The sequence below is a fragment of the Stenotrophomonas sp. PFBMAA-4 genome (assembly GCF_030053215.1).
GTDB lineage: Bacteria > Pseudomonadota > Gammaproteobacteria > Xanthomonadales > Xanthomonadaceae > Stenotrophomonas.
The window spans coordinates 44,595-60,867 of record NZ_JASGBW010000001.1 but is presented as its reverse complement, the minus strand read 5'-3'; the positions used below and the strand labels follow the sequence as shown (position 1 = coordinate 60,867).

14 protein-coding genes are annotated in these 16,273 nt (G+C 68.1%); 12 read left to right on the top strand and 2 right to left on the bottom strand.

Going from position 1 to position 16,273, the window contains the following annotated elements; translation table 11 throughout:
- Positions 1–92 precede the first annotated feature (92 nt).
- The 6 genes from QMZ26_RS00260 to QMZ26_RS00235 all read left to right on the top strand — a co-directional run bounded on the left by QMZ26_RS00260 (position 93) and on the right by QMZ26_RS00235 (position 8,384).
- Positions 93–2,912 carry a PAS domain-containing protein gene (locus QMZ26_RS00260; RefSeq protein WP_283220194.1) on the top strand — a complete coding sequence of 940 codons (2,820 nt, stop codon included), beginning with the start codon at positions 93–95 and terminating at the stop codon, positions 2,910–2,912.
- Positions 2,913–3,006: 94 nt separating this feature from the next.
- Positions 3,007–3,654, top strand: a complete 648-nt coding sequence (gene paoA / locus QMZ26_RS00255; RefSeq protein WP_283220193.1) for an aldehyde dehydrogenase iron-sulfur subunit PaoA — start codon at positions 3,007–3,009, stop codon at positions 3,652–3,654.
- Complete coding sequence (locus tag QMZ26_RS00250; protein ID WP_283220192.1) at positions 3,651–4,607, top strand: xanthine dehydrogenase family protein subunit M; 957 nt, start codon at positions 3,651–3,653, stop codon at positions 4,605–4,607. The genes paoA and QMZ26_RS00250 overlap by 4 nt, the downstream gene beginning before the upstream one ends.
- Complete coding sequence (gene paoC, locus QMZ26_RS00245) at positions 4,604–6,805, top strand: aldehyde oxidoreductase molybdenum-binding subunit PaoC (RefSeq protein WP_283220191.1); 2,202 nt, start codon at positions 4,604–4,606, stop codon at positions 6,803–6,805. Before QMZ26_RS00250 ends, paoC begins: the two co-directional genes overlap by 4 nt.
- Positions 6,802–7,791 carry an XdhC/CoxI family protein gene (locus tag QMZ26_RS00240; protein ID WP_283220190.1) on the top strand — a complete coding sequence of 330 codons (990 nt, stop codon included), beginning with the start codon at positions 6,802–6,804 and terminating at the stop codon, positions 7,789–7,791. The genes paoC and QMZ26_RS00240 overlap by 4 nt, the downstream gene beginning before the upstream one ends.
- Positions 7,758–8,384, top strand: coding sequence for an NTP transferase domain-containing protein (locus QMZ26_RS00235; RefSeq protein WP_283220189.1), 627 nt, complete (start codon positions 7,758–7,760; stop codon positions 8,382–8,384). The genes QMZ26_RS00240 and QMZ26_RS00235 overlap by 34 nt, the downstream gene beginning before the upstream one ends.
- 211 nt (positions 8,385–8,595) lie before the next feature.
- On the opposite strand, the gene QMZ26_RS00230 is transcribed toward QMZ26_RS00235, so the two are convergent.
- Positions 8,596–9,369, bottom strand: a complete 774-nt coding sequence (locus QMZ26_RS00230; RefSeq protein WP_283220188.1) for a CHAD domain-containing protein — start codon at positions 9,367–9,369, stop codon at positions 8,596–8,598.
- Between the two features lie 205 nt (positions 9,370–9,574).
- Here QMZ26_RS00230 and QMZ26_RS00225 point away from each other — a divergent pair, with 205 nt between their 5' ends.
- From QMZ26_RS00225 to QMZ26_RS00210, 4 genes are all read left to right on the top strand, one after another.
- The gene (locus tag QMZ26_RS00225; protein WP_283220187.1) at positions 9,575–10,234 is read left to right on the top strand and encodes an AprI/Inh family metalloprotease inhibitor; all 660 of its coding nucleotides are present in this window, start codon (positions 9,575–9,577) and stop codon (positions 10,232–10,234) included.
- A gap of 69 nt (positions 10,235–10,303) precedes the next feature.
- Entirely contained in the window at positions 10,304–11,254 is a 951-nt protein-coding gene (locus tag QMZ26_RS00220; protein ID WP_283220186.1) for a cation diffusion facilitator family transporter, read from the top strand.
- 113 nt (positions 11,255–11,367) lie between these two features.
- Positions 11,368–13,113, top strand: coding sequence for a PAS domain S-box protein (locus QMZ26_RS00215; protein ID WP_345782640.1), 1,746 nt, complete (start codon positions 11,368–11,370; stop codon positions 13,111–13,113).
- A gap of 67 nt (positions 13,114–13,180) precedes the next feature.
- Positions 13,181–13,327 (top strand): hypothetical protein, encoded by a 147-nt coding sequence (locus QMZ26_RS00210; protein ID WP_283220184.1) that lies wholly within the window; start codon positions 13,181–13,183, stop codon positions 13,325–13,327.
- A 167-nt stretch (positions 13,328–13,494) separates the two neighbouring features.
- Here QMZ26_RS00210 and QMZ26_RS00205 read toward each other — a convergent pair whose 3' ends face one another.
- Positions 13,495–14,604 (bottom strand): crosslink repair DNA glycosylase YcaQ family protein, encoded by a 1,110-nt coding sequence (locus tag QMZ26_RS00205; RefSeq protein ID WP_283220183.1) that lies wholly within the window; start codon positions 14,602–14,604, stop codon positions 13,495–13,497.
- Between the two features lie 81 nt (positions 14,605–14,685).
- On the opposite strand from QMZ26_RS00205, the gene pip reads away from it, so the two are divergent.
- Positions 14,686–15,642 carry a prolyl aminopeptidase gene (pip, locus tag QMZ26_RS00200; RefSeq protein WP_283220182.1) on the top strand — a complete coding sequence of 319 codons (957 nt, stop codon included), beginning with the start codon at positions 14,686–14,688 and terminating at the stop codon, positions 15,640–15,642.
- Positions 15,643–15,932: 290 nt separating this feature from the next.
- A complete protein-coding gene (locus QMZ26_RS00195; RefSeq protein WP_283220181.1) occupies positions 15,933–16,232 on the top strand; it encodes a hypothetical protein in 300 nt (99 codons plus the stop codon).
- The last annotated feature ends 41 nt before the right edge of the window (positions 16,233–16,273 follow it).

Sequence of the window (16,273 nt, the reverse complement as noted above, 5' to 3'; positions counted from 1 at the left end):
GCTACCGTGACAAGCGACTGATCTAGACTGGCGGCCCTTGATCTGCCTGCCGCTGACCGCGGCAGGCAGTGTCCCGTCGCTCGAGATCGTGCGTGAACCAGCCTCCCGCTTCCCTGCCCCAAGCCGCCCATGCCACCGAGAGCGTGAACATGGCGCTGGCTGCAGGCGCCATCGTCGGCACATGGTTCTGGGATGTTCCGCGCGACCAGCTGACCGTGGACGAAGCGCTGGCGCGTGCGTTTGGCCTCGACCCGGCGCTGGCCCAGCGCAAGCTGCAGCTGCACGACGTGCTGGGCACGGTCCATCCTGATGACCTGCCCGGCCTCGTGGCCGCCATCGAGCACGCGGTGCGCCACGGTGGCCGCTTCGCCCACCAGTACCGCACGCAGGGCCCCGATGGCCGATACCACTGGCTGGAAAGCATCGGCCGCGTCGATCTGGATGAGCATGGGCGGGCGAAAAGCTTTCCCGGCGTCCTGATCGATATCGATGAGCGCCTGCGGGTGCAGGCCGAGCGCGACCAGGCCCAGGCCCTGCTGCGTTCCTTCGTGGAGGCCGCGCCAGGCGTGATGTACGCCAAGGACCGCCAGGGCCGCCTGCTGATCGGCAACAGCGGCACCACCGAACTGATCGGGCGTACGCCCGCGGAGTATGTCGGGCGCACCGATGCCGAGCTGCTGGCCGACCCGGCGCAGGCCGCGGCGGTCATGGCGACCGATGAGCGGATCATGGCCAGCGGACAAGGCGAGCAGCTCGAAGAAGAGATCAACTTCTCCGATGGACGCCGCGCATGGTGGCTGTCGACCAAGGCGCCACTGCGCAACGGCAATGGCGAGGTCATCGGCCTGGTCGGCACCTCGCTGGACATCACCGACCGCAAGTCCGCCGAGGCCGACCGCCTCGACCTCGAGGAACGCTACCGCCTGGCGGCACAGGCCACCAACGATGCGGTGTGGGACTGGCGCATGGTCGACGGCCACGTGGTCTGGAACGAAGCACTGTCCAGCCTGTTCGGGCACCCGATGATGGAGACCAGCGCGCAGTGGTGGCTGGACCACATCCATCCCGAAGACCGCGACCGCATCGACCGCAACATCCATGCCGTCATCGACGGCGATGGCACGACCTGGAACGGCGAGTACCGCTTCCGCCGCGCCGACGGCAGCTATGCCGCCGTGCTCGACCGTGGCGCGGTGCTGCGCGATGCCGATGGGCGCCCGCTGCGGATGATCGGTGCCATGCTCGACCTGTCCGGGCGCAAGGCCGCCGAAGCCGCGCTGGCCGAAGGCGAGGAACGCCTGCGCCTGGCCACCGAAGCAGGCGAGCTTGGGCTGTGGGATCTCGACCTGGTGCAGAACATCCTGCTCTGGCCTGCGCGCACGAAGGCAATGTTCGGCATTTCCTCCGATGCGGAGGTGACCTTCGATGACTTCCGTACCGGCCTGCACCCCGATGACCGTGCCGCAACGCTGGCGGCGCTCGAGGCCTCCGCCGATCCACAGCGGCGCGCCAGCTACGACGTGGAGTACCGCACGGTCGGCAAGGAAGATGGCATCGTGCGCTGGGTCGCGGCCAAGGGCCGAGGCATCTTCGAGGCCGGGCGCTGCGTGCGCATGCTGGGCGTGGCCATCGACATCACCGCGCGCAAGGCCGCCGACGCGCGCCTGCGCGAGCTCAACGAGCAGCTCGAAGCGCGGGTGCGTGCCGAAGTGGCCGAGCGCATGCGGGTGGAGGACGCGCTGCGGCAGAGCCGCAAGATGGAAGCCGTCGGCCAGCTCAGCGGCGGCATCGCGCATGATTTCAACAACATGCTGGCCACGGTGATCGGCCCGCTGGACCTGCTGGCCCTGCGCATCGGCGACAGCGATGCCCGCGCGGTGCGCTACATCGAAATGGCCCTGGATGGCGCCCAGCGCGCTGCCCAGCTGACCCAGCGGCTACTGGCCTTCTCGCGGCAGCAGCCGCTGCAGCCGGTTGCCCTGGACGTGAACCACCTGGTGGCCGGCATGACCGACCTGCTGGTGCACTCGCTCGGCAGCAGCGTCATCCTGGAAACCGTGCTGGGCGGCGGCCAGTGGTGGACGCACGCCGATGCCAACCAGCTGGAGAACGTCATCCTCAACCTGGCCGTGAACGCGCGTGATGCCATGCCGGGCGGTGGCCGCCTGCAGCTGCAGACCAGCAACTGCCAGATCGACCTGGCAGACGTGGCCGAGCACGGTGGCATTCCCACCGGCGATTATGTGCGCATCGCGGTGACCGACACCGGCAGCGGCATGCCGGCGGACGTGATGGCGCGCGCGTTCGATCCGTTCTTCACCACCAAGCCCGTCGGCCAGGGCACGGGCCTGGGTCTGTCGCAGGTCTACGGCTTCGTACAGCAGTCCAACGGCCACGTCCGCCTGCAGTCCACGCCGGGCGCGGGCACCACCGTGGTGATCTACCTGCCGCGCCTGCTGGCCGAGGTGGACGCACTGCCGGCGGCCGCAACCGTTGCAGCCCCGCTGTCGGGTGGTGGCGCGGAGCAGATCCTGGTCGTGGACGACGACGCGGCGGTGCGCGCGTTCTCGGTCGATGCGCTGTCCGAACTGGGCTACCAGGTGCTGTCGGCCGATGGTGCCGCCAGCGCCCTGCACCTGCTGCAGGCGCATCCCAACATCGCCCTGCTGTTCACCGACGTGGTGATGCCCGGGGTCAACGGGCGGCAGCTGGCCGACCAGGCACTGGCGCGGCATCCGCACCTGAAGGTGCTGTTCGCCACCGGCAACAGCCGCAATGCGCTGGTCGACGATGGCGTGCTCGACGCGAACGTGCAGTTGATCGGCAAGCCCTTCACCATCGGCGAACTGGCCACGCGGGTGCGCGCGGTGCTGTCATCATCTGGCCATCCACCCTCACAGCAAGCAAGCTGAACGGGTAGCAGGGCGGAGCTTCACCACCCGCCCACCGCCGCGCGGCCATGCTGACACGCAATCCCGTCAGCCGACTGCAGCCAGCGGAGTCACGATGAATCCCCCTTCCAAGCTTCCGCTCACGCGCCGCGACATGCTCAAGCTCAGTGCGGGCTCGGCCACGACCATGGCCATGCCGGCCGCTGTCGCCGCCGCCGCCGAGCCCGATCGTTCCGCGGCACGTGCCCCGGTCACCTCGCAGGTAACCTTCAAGGTGAACGGTGCGAACCGCTCACTGCTGCTTGATACCCGCGTCACCTTGCTGGATGCGCTGCGTGAGCACCTGCAGCTGACCGGCACGAAGAAAGGCTGCGACCACGGGCAGTGCGGTGCCTGCACCGTGCTGGTGGACGGCCGCCGCATCAATGCATGCCTGACCCTGGCCGTGATGCATGAGGGCGCCAGCATCACCACCATCGAGGGCATGGGATCACCCGGCAACCTCAGCGACATGCAGGCCGCCTTCGTCAAGCATGATGGGTTCCAGTGCGGGTACTGCACGCCGGGCCAGATCTGCTCGGCCGTTGCGGTGCTGGACGAAATCGAGCGCGGTGTCCCCAGCCACGTCACTGCACGCCTGGACGCGCCTGCGGCACTGACACCTGAAGAGATCCGCGAGCGGATGAGCGGCAATATCTGCCGCTGCGGCGCGTACTCCAACATCATCGACGCGATCCAGGATGCCGCGGGGAAGCGCTCATGAGGGCCTTCACCTATGAACGCCCCGGCAGCGCGGCCGAGGCCATTGCCGCCGCCACGCGCGCGCCGGGCGCACGCTTCATCGCCGGGGGCACCAACCTGCTGGACCTGATGAAGCTGGAAGTGGAAACACCGACGCATCTGATCGATGTGAACGGGCTGGGCATGGACGGCATCGAAGCGACGGCCGATGGCGGCCTCCGGATCGGTGCACTTGTGCGCAATACCGACCTGGCCGCAGACGCACGCGTGCGCCGCGATTACGCTCTGCTGACCCGGGCGCTGGTGTCTGGTGCCTCGGGGCAGCTGCGCAACAAGGCAACCACGGCAGGCAATCTTCTGCAACGCACGCGCTGCCCGTACTTCTACGATACGGCCCAGGCCTGCAACAAGCGCCTGCCGGGCAGCGGCTGTGCCGCAGTGGAAGGCGCCAGCCGGCAGCTGGCGATCATCGGTGGCAGCGCAGACTGCATCGCCACGCATCCCAGTGACATGGCCGTGGCGATGATGGCATTGGGCGCGTCGGTAGAAACACTGCGTGCCGACGGCACCCGTCGGCGCATTGCGCTGGATGCCCTGTACCGCCCACCCGGAACAACCCCACACCTGGAGACGACGCTGCTGCGAGGCGAGCTGATCCAGGCGGTGATCCTGCCACCCCCGGCAGGTGGCACCCATGTCTATCGGAAAGTGCGTGACCGCGCATCGTACGCGTTCGCGCTTGTTTCGGTTGCGGCCATCGTGCAGGCCGATGGCAGCGGACGCGTCGCGCTGGGCGGCGTGGCCTACAAGCCATGGCGCAGCGACGCCGCCGACGCCGCACTGCCGCAGGGAGCCTCGGCCGTCATGTCGTCGCTGTTGCTGGGTGCGGCACCGACCGGCCAGAACCACTTCAAGGCGGTACTGGCCGAACGCACGCTGGCATCCATCCTGCATGACCTGAGGGCGCGCGCATGAAGTTCAATACGCCTGCTGGTACCAATCCCATCGATGCAGAGAAGATCGTCGGGCAACCGCACCCGCGCATCGACGGTCCATTGAAGGTCTCCGGAAAGGCGACCTACGCTTACGAATGGCATGACGCACTGCCCGAGACACCGGCCTACGGCGTGGTGGTGGGTGCAGGGATCGCCGCCGGAGCCGTCGCTTCACTGGACCTCGAGCCCGCCCACCGCTCGCCGGGCGTGCTGGCCATCGTCACTGCCGACAATGCCGGGCCGCTGCAGCGCGTGAAGCGCAACGCCGCGCCGCTGCTCGGTGGCCCGACGATCAGCCACTACCACCAGGCGCTGGCGGTGGTGGTTGCCGAGACCTTCGAGCAGGCACGCGCGGCGGCCGCCAAGGTCCGCGTGCGCTACGCACCGCGGCACGGTTCATTCGACCTGGCTGCGGCCCGCAAGGATGAGTCGTCATTGAAGACTCCCGAGCCCGATGCCCGGGTGGGCGACTTCGAAAAGGCGTTCCAGCAGGCCGACATCACCCTGGATGCGACGTATCACACCCCTGACCAGTCACACGCCATGATGGAGCCGCATGCAACGCTGGCGGCGTGGGACGGTGACCACCTGACCGTGTGGACGTCCAACCAGATGATCGACTGGGGCCGTACGGACCTGGCCAGGACTCTGGGCATCCCCAAGGACAACGTCCGCCTGGTATCGCCTTACATTGGCGGAGGCTTTGGCGGAAAGCTGTTCCTGCGCTCCGATGCCCTGCTCGCAGCGCTCGCGGCACGCGCGGCGAAGCGCCCGGTCAAGGTGGCGCTGCAACGCCCGCTGGTCGCCAACAACACGACCCACCGCCCGGCCACCATCCAGCGCATCCGGCTGGGCGCGTCCCCGAACGGAACGTTGACCGCCATCGGACACGAATCGTGGTCAGGCAACCTGGCGGGGGGCTCGCCTGAGGAAGCCGTGCAGCAGACCCGCTTCCTGTACGCCGGCGCGCACCGGCTGGCCGCCATGCGATTGGCCGCACTGGATCTGCCCGAAGGCAACGCGATGCGCGCGCCCGGCGAGACGCCCGGACTGATGGCCCTGGAAATCGCCATGGATGAGATGGCAGAGAAGGTCGGGCTGGATCCGATCGAGTTCCGCATCCGCAACGACACCCAGGTCGACCCCAGCGACCCGTCACGCCCATTTTCGCAGCGCCAGCTGGTGCAGTGCCTGCAATCCGGTGCCTCGCGCTTCGGTTGGGAGCGTCGCAACGCTGCCCCTGCCAGCAGCCGCGATGGACGCTGGCTGGTCGGCATGGGTGTGGCCGCCGGCTTCCGCAACAACCTGGTGATGAAGTCCGGCGCGCGCGTGCGCCTGTCCACTGATGGCCGCGTGACCGTCGAGACCGACATGACCGATATCGGTACAGGCAGTTACACCATCATCGGCCAGACCGCCGCCGAAATGCTGGGCGTTCCCCTGGACCAGGTCACCGTGAAGCTGGGCGACTCGCGCTTTCCGGTTGCCGCCGGCTCTGGCGGCCAATGGGGTGCGAACAGTTCTACTGCCGGTGTCTACGCGGCCTGCATGGCATTGCGGACCAAGGTTGCCAGCGCGCTGGAAATGGATCCGTCCGTGGCACGGTTCGAGGATGGCCATGTCATCGATGGGCAACGGCGGGCTGCCTTGACGGAGGCGACCCGCAGCGGCGAACTGGTTGCCGAGGACAGCATCGAATTTGACACCCTGCAGGAAAAATTCCAGCAATCCACCTTCGCTGCGCATTTCGTCGAGGTCGGCGTTGATGTCGCGACGGGCGAAACGCGCATCCGGCGGATGCTGGCCGTCTGCGCTGCGGGACGCATCCTGAATCCCACGACGGCACGCAGCCAGGTCATCGGCGCGATGACGATGGGCATCGGCGCTGCGCTGTCGGAGGAACTGATCGTCGACCCGCGCCTGGGCTTCTTCGTCAACCATGACCTTGCAGGCTACGAGGTTCCCGTGCATGCCGATGTGCCGCACCAGGAGGTCGTGTTCCTCGACGAGGCAGATGCGGTGTCATCCCCGATGAAAGCCAAGGGCGTCGGTGAGCTGGGTCTGTGTGGTGTCAGTGCCGCCATCGCCAACGCCGTCTACAACGCAACCGGTGTACGGGTCAGGAACTACCCACTGACGCTGGACAAGCTGCTGGCAGGCCTGCCGGACCTCGCATGACAACGGCGTTTTTTCCCGCACCCCTGGACCTTGAAACGGGCAATGCACGGCCCGTGCTGCGTGCTGCTGCCGATGCCGCGCGCATGCGCTCTCCGGCGGTGCTGGCCATCGTGGTGCAGACCGAGGGCTCGACCTACAGCCGTGCGGGGACCTGCGTGCTGTTTGCCGGCGACGAACAGATCGGCTGGCTCAGTGGTGGCTGCCTCGAGCCGGAACTCGCACGTGCGGCCTGCAGGGTTGCAGCGGAAGGACGCGTCACCTGGGTAAAGATTGATACCCGCGATGATGCGGCGCTGTTCTCCGGCAACGCCGTGGGCTGTCGCGGCTGCCAGTGGATCGCACTGCTGCCGTTGCACCGGTTGCCGGGCCTGGCAGGCTGCCTGGATGTCTGGCTGCAGGGCCGTGACAGCCTGCACCTGTCCCTGGCAACCGAGGGTCGTATCGACGGTCGCTGTGCTGGATCTTCGTTCAGCATCCAACTGCCGGTGCTCGACAGCGACGAGGCCATCGACACCCGCGCTTGGCGCCTGCAGTGGCACCGGCCACCGCTGGTACAGCTGCATGGCGCCGGGCCTGAGGCCGCGACGCTGGTGCCAATGCTGGAAGACCAGGGCTGGCTGATACAGATCGTGGAGCCGCGCAGTGCGTGGCAGGCGCGCCTGCCGTCGCTGCAACAGAAGAACGAGGCACAAGCAGGCCACCAGGTGGATGCAGCGCTGGTCATGCACCACAACTTCGAGCTGGACCTGGATGCGTTGCGATTGCTTTCCCGATCAAGGATCCCTTTCATCGGATTGCTTGGCCCCCGACAGCGCAGGGAGGATCTGTTCAAGGTGCTGGACGCAGATACGCGCGCCGCACTGCACTCCCGGCTGCGCTCCCCCATCGGCCTCGCACTGGGCGGACGGGGGCCTGAAGCCATCGCCCTGAGCATCACCGCCCAGCTGCAGGCATGGCGTCACGGCAGCGCACTGGGCAATACGTGAGCGGCCACGCGGCCGTAGTGCTCGCCGCCGGGCTGAGCCGTCGCCTGGGCCGACCCAAGCAGTGGTTGCAGGTCGATGGCGAATCATTGTTGCGGCGTGCGGCGCGGCTCGCCTCTGAAACAGATCCGGATGTCCTGATCGTCGTGACGCCGCAGGGCCCCGCCTTCGGTTCGGAACTGAGCGGACTGCGCGCCGTCCAGGTGGAGAATCCCGCGCCCGCGCTGGGCATCGGCAGCAGTCTCCGGCTGGCAGCGCCGCACCTCGGCACCGCCCGCCACGTGCTGGTCCTGGTCTGTGACCAGCCCCGCCTCCATGCAGCACATCTTCGCGCCCTGCTCGCTGCTGCGGCCAGCACGCCGTGCCGCTGCGCTGCCACGCTGGAAGGCGGCGTGCCGGGCTCGCCGGCTGTTGTCCCCGCCGCATGGTTCAGCGGCCTGCCGGAGAGCGGTGGTGACCGCGGTTTCGGTCGCCGGTTGCGGCAGACCCCGGGCGTCGCCCTCTGCATCAGCGATACGTCCCTTCGTGATATCGACGACGCGGACGATCTGCGCGCCGCGCTCGCCGCAGGATGGATCGATGCGCCGCCGCAATGACGACCGGTAGCGCCGGGCCGCGCCCGGCGAGCGCAGCGGCACCTGATGGCATCCGCCAGGCATGGCCTGGCGCTACCACGGCTGCGTCGATCCCTTCGCTACCGACGCAACGACGACCGGTAGCGCTGGGCCACGCCCGGCGAACGCAGCGGCACCTGATGGCATCCGCCAGGCATGGCCTGGCGCTACCACGGCTGCGTGGATCCTTCCATTACCCTGCCTGCTGCGCGCTGCGCAGCTGCTCGAGCACCCGCGCCTTGCCATGAGCGGCAGGCATCGCCCTGACCAGGTCGCGCAGCAGCTGCAGATCCTGCTGCTGCCCCAGCGCATCACTGAGCCGGTGCAGGGCCTTCGCATCGCCACCCGACGCTTGCCGTTTCCCAGCGTGCAGATGCAGTGCGTGTGCCACGTCCAGCTGCATGCGCAGGCGGCGGACCTTGCGCCGCCAGCGATGAATCGCCTCGGCCCCGCCATCGTCGCTCGCACGCTGGGTGGCCTTTTCGGCCCGCCGTTGGCTGCCCTCCAGGTTGCTGCGCAGCGCTGAACGCCGCAGCTTCCCCCAAGGCTGCTTCGCAAGCTGCTCCTGCACGATCCTCACGCGGCGCAACCGCCGCTCGAACCCGGGATCGCGCTGCAGGCTCTGCTGCAGCAGCCGGTCGCGGCGCTGGGTGAGCCGGGCGATGATGGCCGGCCACGCGTCTGCGGCATGGCTGTCCTGCAGGTAGACCGCAGCCTGCACCACCACCTGGGCATCGCGCAGGTCCGACAGGCTGTCGCCGAGGCGCTGCAGGCGCCGGTCCGCGTCCTCCAGGTCCAGCGCCGGATGCTGCACCAGGCCAAGCAGCGCCCGCAGGCGGCGGATCGCCTTGCGCGCCGCGTGGATCGAGGCGTGCGGATCATCCATGGACGACAGGGTCGCGGTGATGGCCCGGCACTCCTGCAGTGCCCGTTGCCGCATGGCCTGGCCTGGTTCTGCTGCGGACATCGGGGCCTGCCCCGCTGGGGTGGGCATGCAGTGTATCCCCCGCCACGGGCAGCCCTGTTCACGATGCGCTGGCCGCGGCCCCGCCAGGCCTGCACACGGCCCTCACGCCGCCCCCGTCGGGCCGGCGCTATGCTCCGCCGTCGCGGCAGGCTGCCGCCCCACACGCAGATCAGCGGTTCCAGCGTTCTCCAACGAGGATTCGACGATGGCCAAGCTCTTCCCGCACTACGGGCTGCTGGCGCTGTGCAGCCTTGCCCTCCCCGCCACCGCCATGGCCCAGGACGCATCGTTCGGCTTTGGCCAGGACACGACCAGTACGCAAGCCACCAGCAGCTCGCAGACCACTACGACCACCCAGTCGAACAACGGCACAGGCCAGGACGACAGCGGCGACCCGACCCAGTCCAATACGGACTTCGGCAACATGGGCTCGATGACCACCGAGACCACGACCAGCGGCAACTCGCACTCGGAGTCGCGCAGCCGCAGTTCCGGCGCCGAGGTGGACATCGGCTACCACGACGACAACCGCGACGACTGGGGCAGCGACCGCCACCATGGCGGCTGGTCGGTGCGCGACAGCGATCTGTTTGGTGACTGGACCCTGGGCCAGGAAAACGGCTCCAGCTGCACCATCACGCTGAAGGACAGCCAATGGTTCGGCGGCTATGGCGCGTGGGTGCCGGCCGGCTGCCCCGATGGCTTCTTCTCGGTCAACCGCTGGCTGCTGTCCGGCAACCAGCTGCTGCTGACCGACACCAACAACCAGGTCATCGCCCGCTTCCGTCCCAGCGGTGGCGGGCGCTGGTCGGGCCGGCGCGAATCGGACGGAACCCGCATCTATCTCAACCCGAGGCAGCGCTGAGCGAGCCGTATACGCCGCACGGACACCCCCCATCGCACCATGGGGTGTCCGTTCCATCTGCCCCCTCACATGGCCGCTCCCACGGGCTCACGCCTGGTCGTCTACGCCGCGCTGTTCGGCAACCTCGCCATCGCCATTGCCAAGTTCATCGCTGCCGGCATCTCCGGCAGCTCGGCCATGCTGAGCGAAGGCGTCCATTCGCTGGTCGACACCCTGAACGAAATCCTGCTGCTGTACGGCCTGCACCGTGCGGAGAAGTCGCCCGACACGCTGCACCCCTTCGGTTACGGGCGTGAGCTGTATTTCTGGAGCTTCATCGTCGCCCTGCTGGTGTTTGCCGCCGGTGCGGGCGTATCGGCGTACGAAGGCATCCAGCACATCCGCCACCCGCAGCCGGCCACGAACCATGGCCTCAGCTACACGGTACTGGGCGTGTCGCTGCTGTTCGAGGGCACGTCGTGGTACATCGCCCTGCGCGAGTTCCGCCGCAGCAAGGGGCGCATGGGCTACTTCGAAGCCTTCCGGCGCAGCAAGGATCCCTCCACGTTCACCGTATTGCTGGAAGACAGCGCCGCGCTGCTGGGCCTGGGCTTCGCCCTGGCCGGCCTGCTGGCCGCGCAGCTGCTGGAAATGCCCATGCTCGATGGCGTGGCCTCCCTGTGCATCGCGGCCGTGCTCGCGGTGACCGCCTTCCTGCTGGCGCGGGAAACCAAGGGCCTGCTGGTGGGCGAGCCGGCCCACCCGGCGGTGGCGAAGCGGATCATGGCCGTGGCGGTCACCGATCCTGACCTGCTGCGTGCCAACGGCGTGACGACCATGCAGATGGGGCCCGAGCAGGTGGTGGCCATGCTCAGCGCGGAGTTCGAGGACGACCGGCGTACGCCGCAGATCGAAGCCTGCATCACCCGTATCGAGACAGCGGTCAAGGGCGAATTTCCCGAACTGGTGGCACTGTTCGTCAAGCCGCAGACCCCGGAAGTCTTTGCTGCACGCCAGGCCGCGCTGAAGCAGAACAACTGAGGCAGCTGCAACCAGCATCACGCGGACATCACCCGGGAACGCACGATGCTAACCCTTGCCCCACTAGCGTGGGGCCTGCCCCGCCCTTCCCGACAGAAGCCAGCGCGCCAGTTATGGATGAAGCTTTCAGACTCTGTGAGATCGATCGCCTGGGCGTGCTCGACACGCCCTCAGAACCCGTCTTCGATGCCATCGTCGCCGCCGCCCAGGCGGCGACCGGCATGCCGATGGGGCTGATTTCCATCGTTGCCGAGCACCGGCAATGGTTCAAGGCCAACATCGGCCTGCCCAACACCAGCGAAACCCCGCGCGACATTTCGTTCTGCACGCATGCCATCGAGCGCGACGCGCTGATGGAGATTCCCGATGCGCGCCAGGACCCGCTGTTCGCGGCCAATCCGCTGGTCACCGGCGGCCCACGCATACGCCACTACGCGGGCATCCCGCTTGGCACCGCGCATGGCGCCCGCATCGGCACCCTGTGCCTGCTCGATACGATGCCCGGCGTGCTCTCGCCCTCGCAGCGCGAACTGATGGTGCACCTGGGCCGTGTGACCACCCAGGTCCTGGAACAGCGCGCCGCGCTGCTGCAGAAGGTCGACCAGGCCCAGCACCTGCACAGCGACCTCAAGCGCAGCGAGGATTTCCTGGAACGTACCAACACCGCCGCCAAGGTGGGCGGCTGGGAACTGGACCTGACCAGCAACGAGGTGCGCTGGACCCGCGAGACCAAGCAGATCCACGGCGTGCGCTCCAGTTACCAGCCAACCCTGGACAGCGCCCTGTCCTTCTACCGCGATGACAGCCGCGCCATCATCGAGGCGTCGGTCAAGCGCTGCGTCGAGGCCGGCACGCCCTGGGAAGTGCAGTTGCCGATGACCACCGCCGATGGCCGTGCGATCTGGACCCGCGTGGTCGGCAGCCGCCAGCAGGTGGAGGGACGGCCACGCCTGGTCGGCGCCATCCAGGACATCACCGAGGAACGCGCGGTGCTGGATGCGCTGGAAGCCAGCGAAGTGCGCTACCGGCGCCTGTTCCACTACAGCCTGGGCCTGATCTGCACGCACACGCTGGACGGCACGCTCACCTCGGTGAATCCAGCGGCGGTGCAGTCGCTGGGCTTCTCCGAAAGCCAGATGGTCGGCCGCAGCCTGTGCGACCTGATGCCGCCGGAGAAGCGCGATGCCTTCAAGGCCTACCTTGCGCGGATCGAGAGCAACCATACCGATGCCGGTGTCATCGAGCTGATCGCGGCCGATGGCAGCCGCCGCTACTGGGCCTACAACAACGTGCTGGACAGCGAGGCGCATCCACCGTTCGTGCTCGGCCACGCCCAGGACGTCACCGCCCTGCGGCAGCAGGAAGAGCGCCTGCGCGAACTGTCCCAGCGCGACCCGCTGACCCTGTGCCACAACCGCCGCTATCTGCACCGGCTGGAACAGCTGGAAACCGAATCCTGGGCCTGCGTGGTGTTCGACCTGGATCATTTCAAGCAGGTCAACGATACCCAGGGCCATCGCCGCGGCGACGCCATCCTGGTGGAGTTCGCTGCGTTCCTGCGCTCGCCGCTGGGTGCAGGCGAAAGCGAGGTCCGGCTCGGCGGCGACGAGTTCATGGTGGTGTTGATCCAGCCGGGCCGCGAGCGCCTGCAGGCCCTGCTGGACTGGTATGAGGTCAATGCCGGGCTTGCCCCGATCGCGTTCTCGATGGGCGCAGCCACGCATGCCCGCGGCGAGGTGGTGGCCGATACCATCCACCGTGCCGACAACAGCCTGTACAGCACCCGCGAACGGGTGCGCCGGCGCAAGCGGGAGGATGGTCCCGTGATGGCTGCGGGATCCACGTCCACATCCGATTGAGCCTCCCATCATACCTTGCAGCCGGCGCTGCGGGCACCCTGAAGGCAGGTTCTACGGAGACAGTGCCATGCCCAATACCGGTCGATTTTTCGTATTGGCTGTTGACGCAGACAGGGACCCGGCAGGCGCCATCGTGCAGATCCGTTCGATGGCGCTGCGCTGCGAAGCCTGCGGTGAAGTCACCCGCACCGGGGGACGCAGATCGCACGCCTGAGCGGGGGCACCGTACTTGCCTGCGCCCACTGCGGCGCGACGCAGGCCGTGGCCAATGCACGGCTGGAAGAGTGCGATCACGTAATTGCGGTCGCATCACCTGCCACTGCCTCGGCCAGTGCTCTGCCTCTGCCTGGCCGAGGGCGCGGCTGACACCGGTGGCGCGGCTCAGGGCGCGCCGCTGGGCCCGAGCAGGAAGTCGCTCATGCGCTGCAGTTCGTCATCCAGCGCATTGCGGAACGCGGCCTCGCGCGGCGCCTTGCCGCTGGCGTAGCCGAACGCCGGCTGCAGGCGACCATCGCGCGTGCTGATGTTGGCCCAGCCGATCACCTGGTCACACCACAGCAACGGCAACGCGTAGTAGCCGAAGCGGCGCTTGGGCGCAGGCGTATAAGCCTCGAACTTGTACACCCACCCCCACAGCAGCTCGAAGCGCCGGCGATCCCAGGTGACCGGATCGAAGGGCGCGAGCAGGCGCACCTGCTCATCCACTTGGAACCGCCGCGAACGTGGGTTTTCTTCGGCCGGCCAGTACCAGGTGGTGCCATCGACAACGGCACTGGCCAGAGCCTGCCGGGCATCACGCAATGCCTGCTGCAGTGGCGCAGCCAGGTGTGGCGCGCCATAACCGAGCAGCCGCACGAGATAGGTCAGGCTGGCGGCTGGCAATGGCGCGTAGGTGCGTACCACCACGTCGATGAGGGCGGCTGCCCGCAGCGCCTGTGCGGCGGCCCCGGCATCCGCCAGCGGGTGCTCGGCGATGCTGTAGATGCGGGTACCACTGTCACGCCGCTGCACGCGCAACATGCCGCGGTAGTGCATGCCATCGAGCAGGTGGGTGCTTGCATTGCTGGTGCCGCCCCAGTAGTTGGTCACCCGCCCATGGGCAAAGGCCTGGTCCACCTCGCGCGGGTGGACACTGCCACGCGCCTGCACGAATTCCAGCACTTCGGCCGCCCGGCGCCGGGTGGCGGCGTCCCATACCCGCTTGGAGATCCGCGGGTGCATCAACGCCAGGTGCTCGCGCGGCAGGAACCCATAATTGACCAGGCAATCTTCTTCCACCGGCAGCCGCGCATAGCGCCGCTCCAGGTCACCGGCCCGGTAGCCCTTCACCCGGTGGCGCAGGATCAGATCCTGGGCGCGGGCCGGTGCCCGTATGGGATCCGCCTGCACGAAGCCGAGGCGACGGATCGCCGCCAGCAAGGTGGTCGGCGTGAACAGCGTGCGCGCCACTGCATGGCGGCGCAGGTCATCAAGGCTGGGCATGGCAGGCATAGCGCATTGTAGGGTCGCGCGCGCTCGACTGGCATTGAAAAAGCCAACTATGCTTGCCATTCCCGCAAGTGAGGCAACGCCATGCGCACGCTCTATCCCTCGATCACGCCCTACCGCGAGCACCGCCTCGCCGTGGATGCGCTGCACACGCTGCATCTGGAGGAGTGTGGCAACCCCGATGGCATCCCCGTCGTGTTCCTGCATGGCGGACCGGGGGCAGGCGTCTCGCCTACGCATCGACGCTTCTTCGACCCGGCGCGCTACCGCATCGTGTTGATCGACCAGCGCGGCTGCGGACGCTCCACTCCTTTCGGCGAGCTGCGCGACAACACCACCGCGCACCTGGTGCAGGACATCGAGCGTGTGCGCGCACACCTGGGCATCGAGCGCTGGCTGGTGTTCGGTGGCTCCTGGGGGTCCACCCTGGCGCTGGCCTATGCGCAGGCCCATCCCGAGCGTGCGAGCGGCGTGATCGTGCGCGGTGTGTATCTGGGCCGCGCGGAGGAGAACGCCTGGTTCAACCAGGCCGACGGCGGTGCGCGCTGGATCTTCCCCGAACGCTGGGCGCGCTACGAGGCGCATATTCCTGAAGAAGAGCGTGGCGACCTGATTGCTGCGTACTGGAAGCGGCTGGACAGCCCTGACCCACAGACGCAGATCGCCGCCGCCCTGGCCTGGCTGGGCTGGGAGGACAACGCCGCCACCCTGGTGCATGACGCTGATGCGGTCTCCGACGCCGATCCGCTCGACACGCTGGCCAAGGCACGCATCGAGGCCCATTACTTCCGCCACAACGCGTTTCTTGAACATGGGCAACTGCTGCGTGGGGTTGATCGCATCCGCCACCTGCCCGGGGTGATCGTGCAGGGGCGCTACGACATCATCTGCCCGGCACGCAGCGCCTGGGATCTCGCCTGCGCCTGGCCGGAAGCCCGGCTGGAGATGGTGTTGTCCGGGCACAGCGCCATCGAACCCGCCACGACCGATGCACTGGTGCGCGCGACGGACGCATTTGCGGATCGTTCCGCGCACTTGTAGATCCACGCCACGCGTGGATGCCATTCACCGCACACCGCACATCGCGCGTGCTGCCTATACCAACGTATAGCCGCGCTTACCCACGGGCATCTAGGCCCGGCGCAGCCCTGCGCGGACAATAGCGGCACAGGGCCACGACGGCCTTGCCCACGGAGACGCTGATGGACCCCGACCCTGCCGGGCGCGTTGCGCCCTGGATCAGTACCCCCCGTTCCCTGCTGGCGCCCATCGCCGGTCCCTGTCCGCGCGCGTGATGGGGGCCCCGGGCGTCGCCTGCCCGGAGTATCCCCATGTCCTGCAAGACCCTCTACATCACCCTGCGCCGCCTGATCGCTGAGCGCGACCGCGCAGGCCTGCGCAGCCACCTGCTGCAGCACGGCCCCGTCCTGTTCGCCCATGCGCTGGCGCTCGGTTCGCCGCGCGTCGTCGCCGATGCGTTGTCGCTGCTGCCGATCAGCGAGCGCATGACGGCGCTGCGCCACCTGCCCCTCCCCCTGCGCGATGCCATGAAGCCGCTGTGCATCGGTGGCAGCCAGCACCTGCACCTGCAGCCGTGGTCACCCCCGGTGCCCACCCTGCGCCGCGCCTGACCCACGCCACTCCACGACCCGGCGCACCCGGGTCGGCACCT

What these genes read in the sequence shown, in the direction of transcription:
- paoA (WP_283220193.1), top strand. Translation starts at nt 3,007, where the DNA reads ATGAATCCCCCTTCCAAGCTTCCGCTCACGCGCCGCGACATGCTCAAG.
- QMZ26_RS00250 (WP_283220192.1), top strand. Translation starts at nt 3,651, where the DNA reads ATGAGGGCCTTCACCTATGAACGCCCCGGCAGCGCGGCCGAGGCCATT.
- paoC (WP_283220191.1), top strand. Translation starts at nt 4,604, where the DNA reads ATGAAGTTCAATACGCCTGCTGGTACCAATCCCATCGATGCAGAGAAG.
- QMZ26_RS00240 (WP_283220190.1), top strand. Translation starts at nt 6,802, where the DNA reads ATGACAACGGCGTTTTTTCCCGCACCCCTGGACCTTGAAACGGGCAAT.
- QMZ26_RS00235 (WP_283220189.1), top strand. Translation starts at nt 7,758, where the DNA reads ATGGCGTCACGGCAGCGCACTGGGCAATACGTGAGCGGCCACGCGGCC.
- QMZ26_RS00230 (WP_283220188.1), bottom strand. Translation starts at nt 9,369, where the DNA reads ATGTCCGCAGCAGAACCAGGCCAGGCCATGCGGCAACGGGCACTGCAG.
- QMZ26_RS00225 (WP_283220187.1), top strand. Translation starts at nt 9,575, where the DNA reads ATGGCCAAGCTCTTCCCGCACTACGGGCTGCTGGCGCTGTGCAGCCTT.
- QMZ26_RS00220 (WP_283220186.1), top strand. Translation starts at nt 10,304, where the DNA reads ATGGCCGCTCCCACGGGCTCACGCCTGGTCGTCTACGCCGCGCTGTTC.
- QMZ26_RS00215 (WP_345782640.1), top strand. Translation starts at nt 11,368, where the DNA reads ATGGATGAAGCTTTCAGACTCTGTGAGATCGATCGCCTGGGCGTGCTC.
- QMZ26_RS00210 (WP_283220184.1), top strand. Translation starts at nt 13,181, where the DNA reads ATGCCCAATACCGGTCGATTTTTCGTATTGGCTGTTGACGCAGACAGG.
- QMZ26_RS00205 (WP_283220183.1), bottom strand. Translation starts at nt 14,604, where the DNA reads ATGCCTGCCATGCCCAGCCTTGATGACCTGCGCCGCCATGCAGTGGCG.
- pip (WP_283220182.1), top strand. Translation starts at nt 14,686, where the DNA reads ATGCGCACGCTCTATCCCTCGATCACGCCCTACCGCGAGCACCGCCTC.
- QMZ26_RS00195 (WP_283220181.1), top strand. Translation starts at nt 15,933, where the DNA reads ATGTCCTGCAAGACCCTCTACATCACCCTGCGCCGCCTGATCGCTGAG.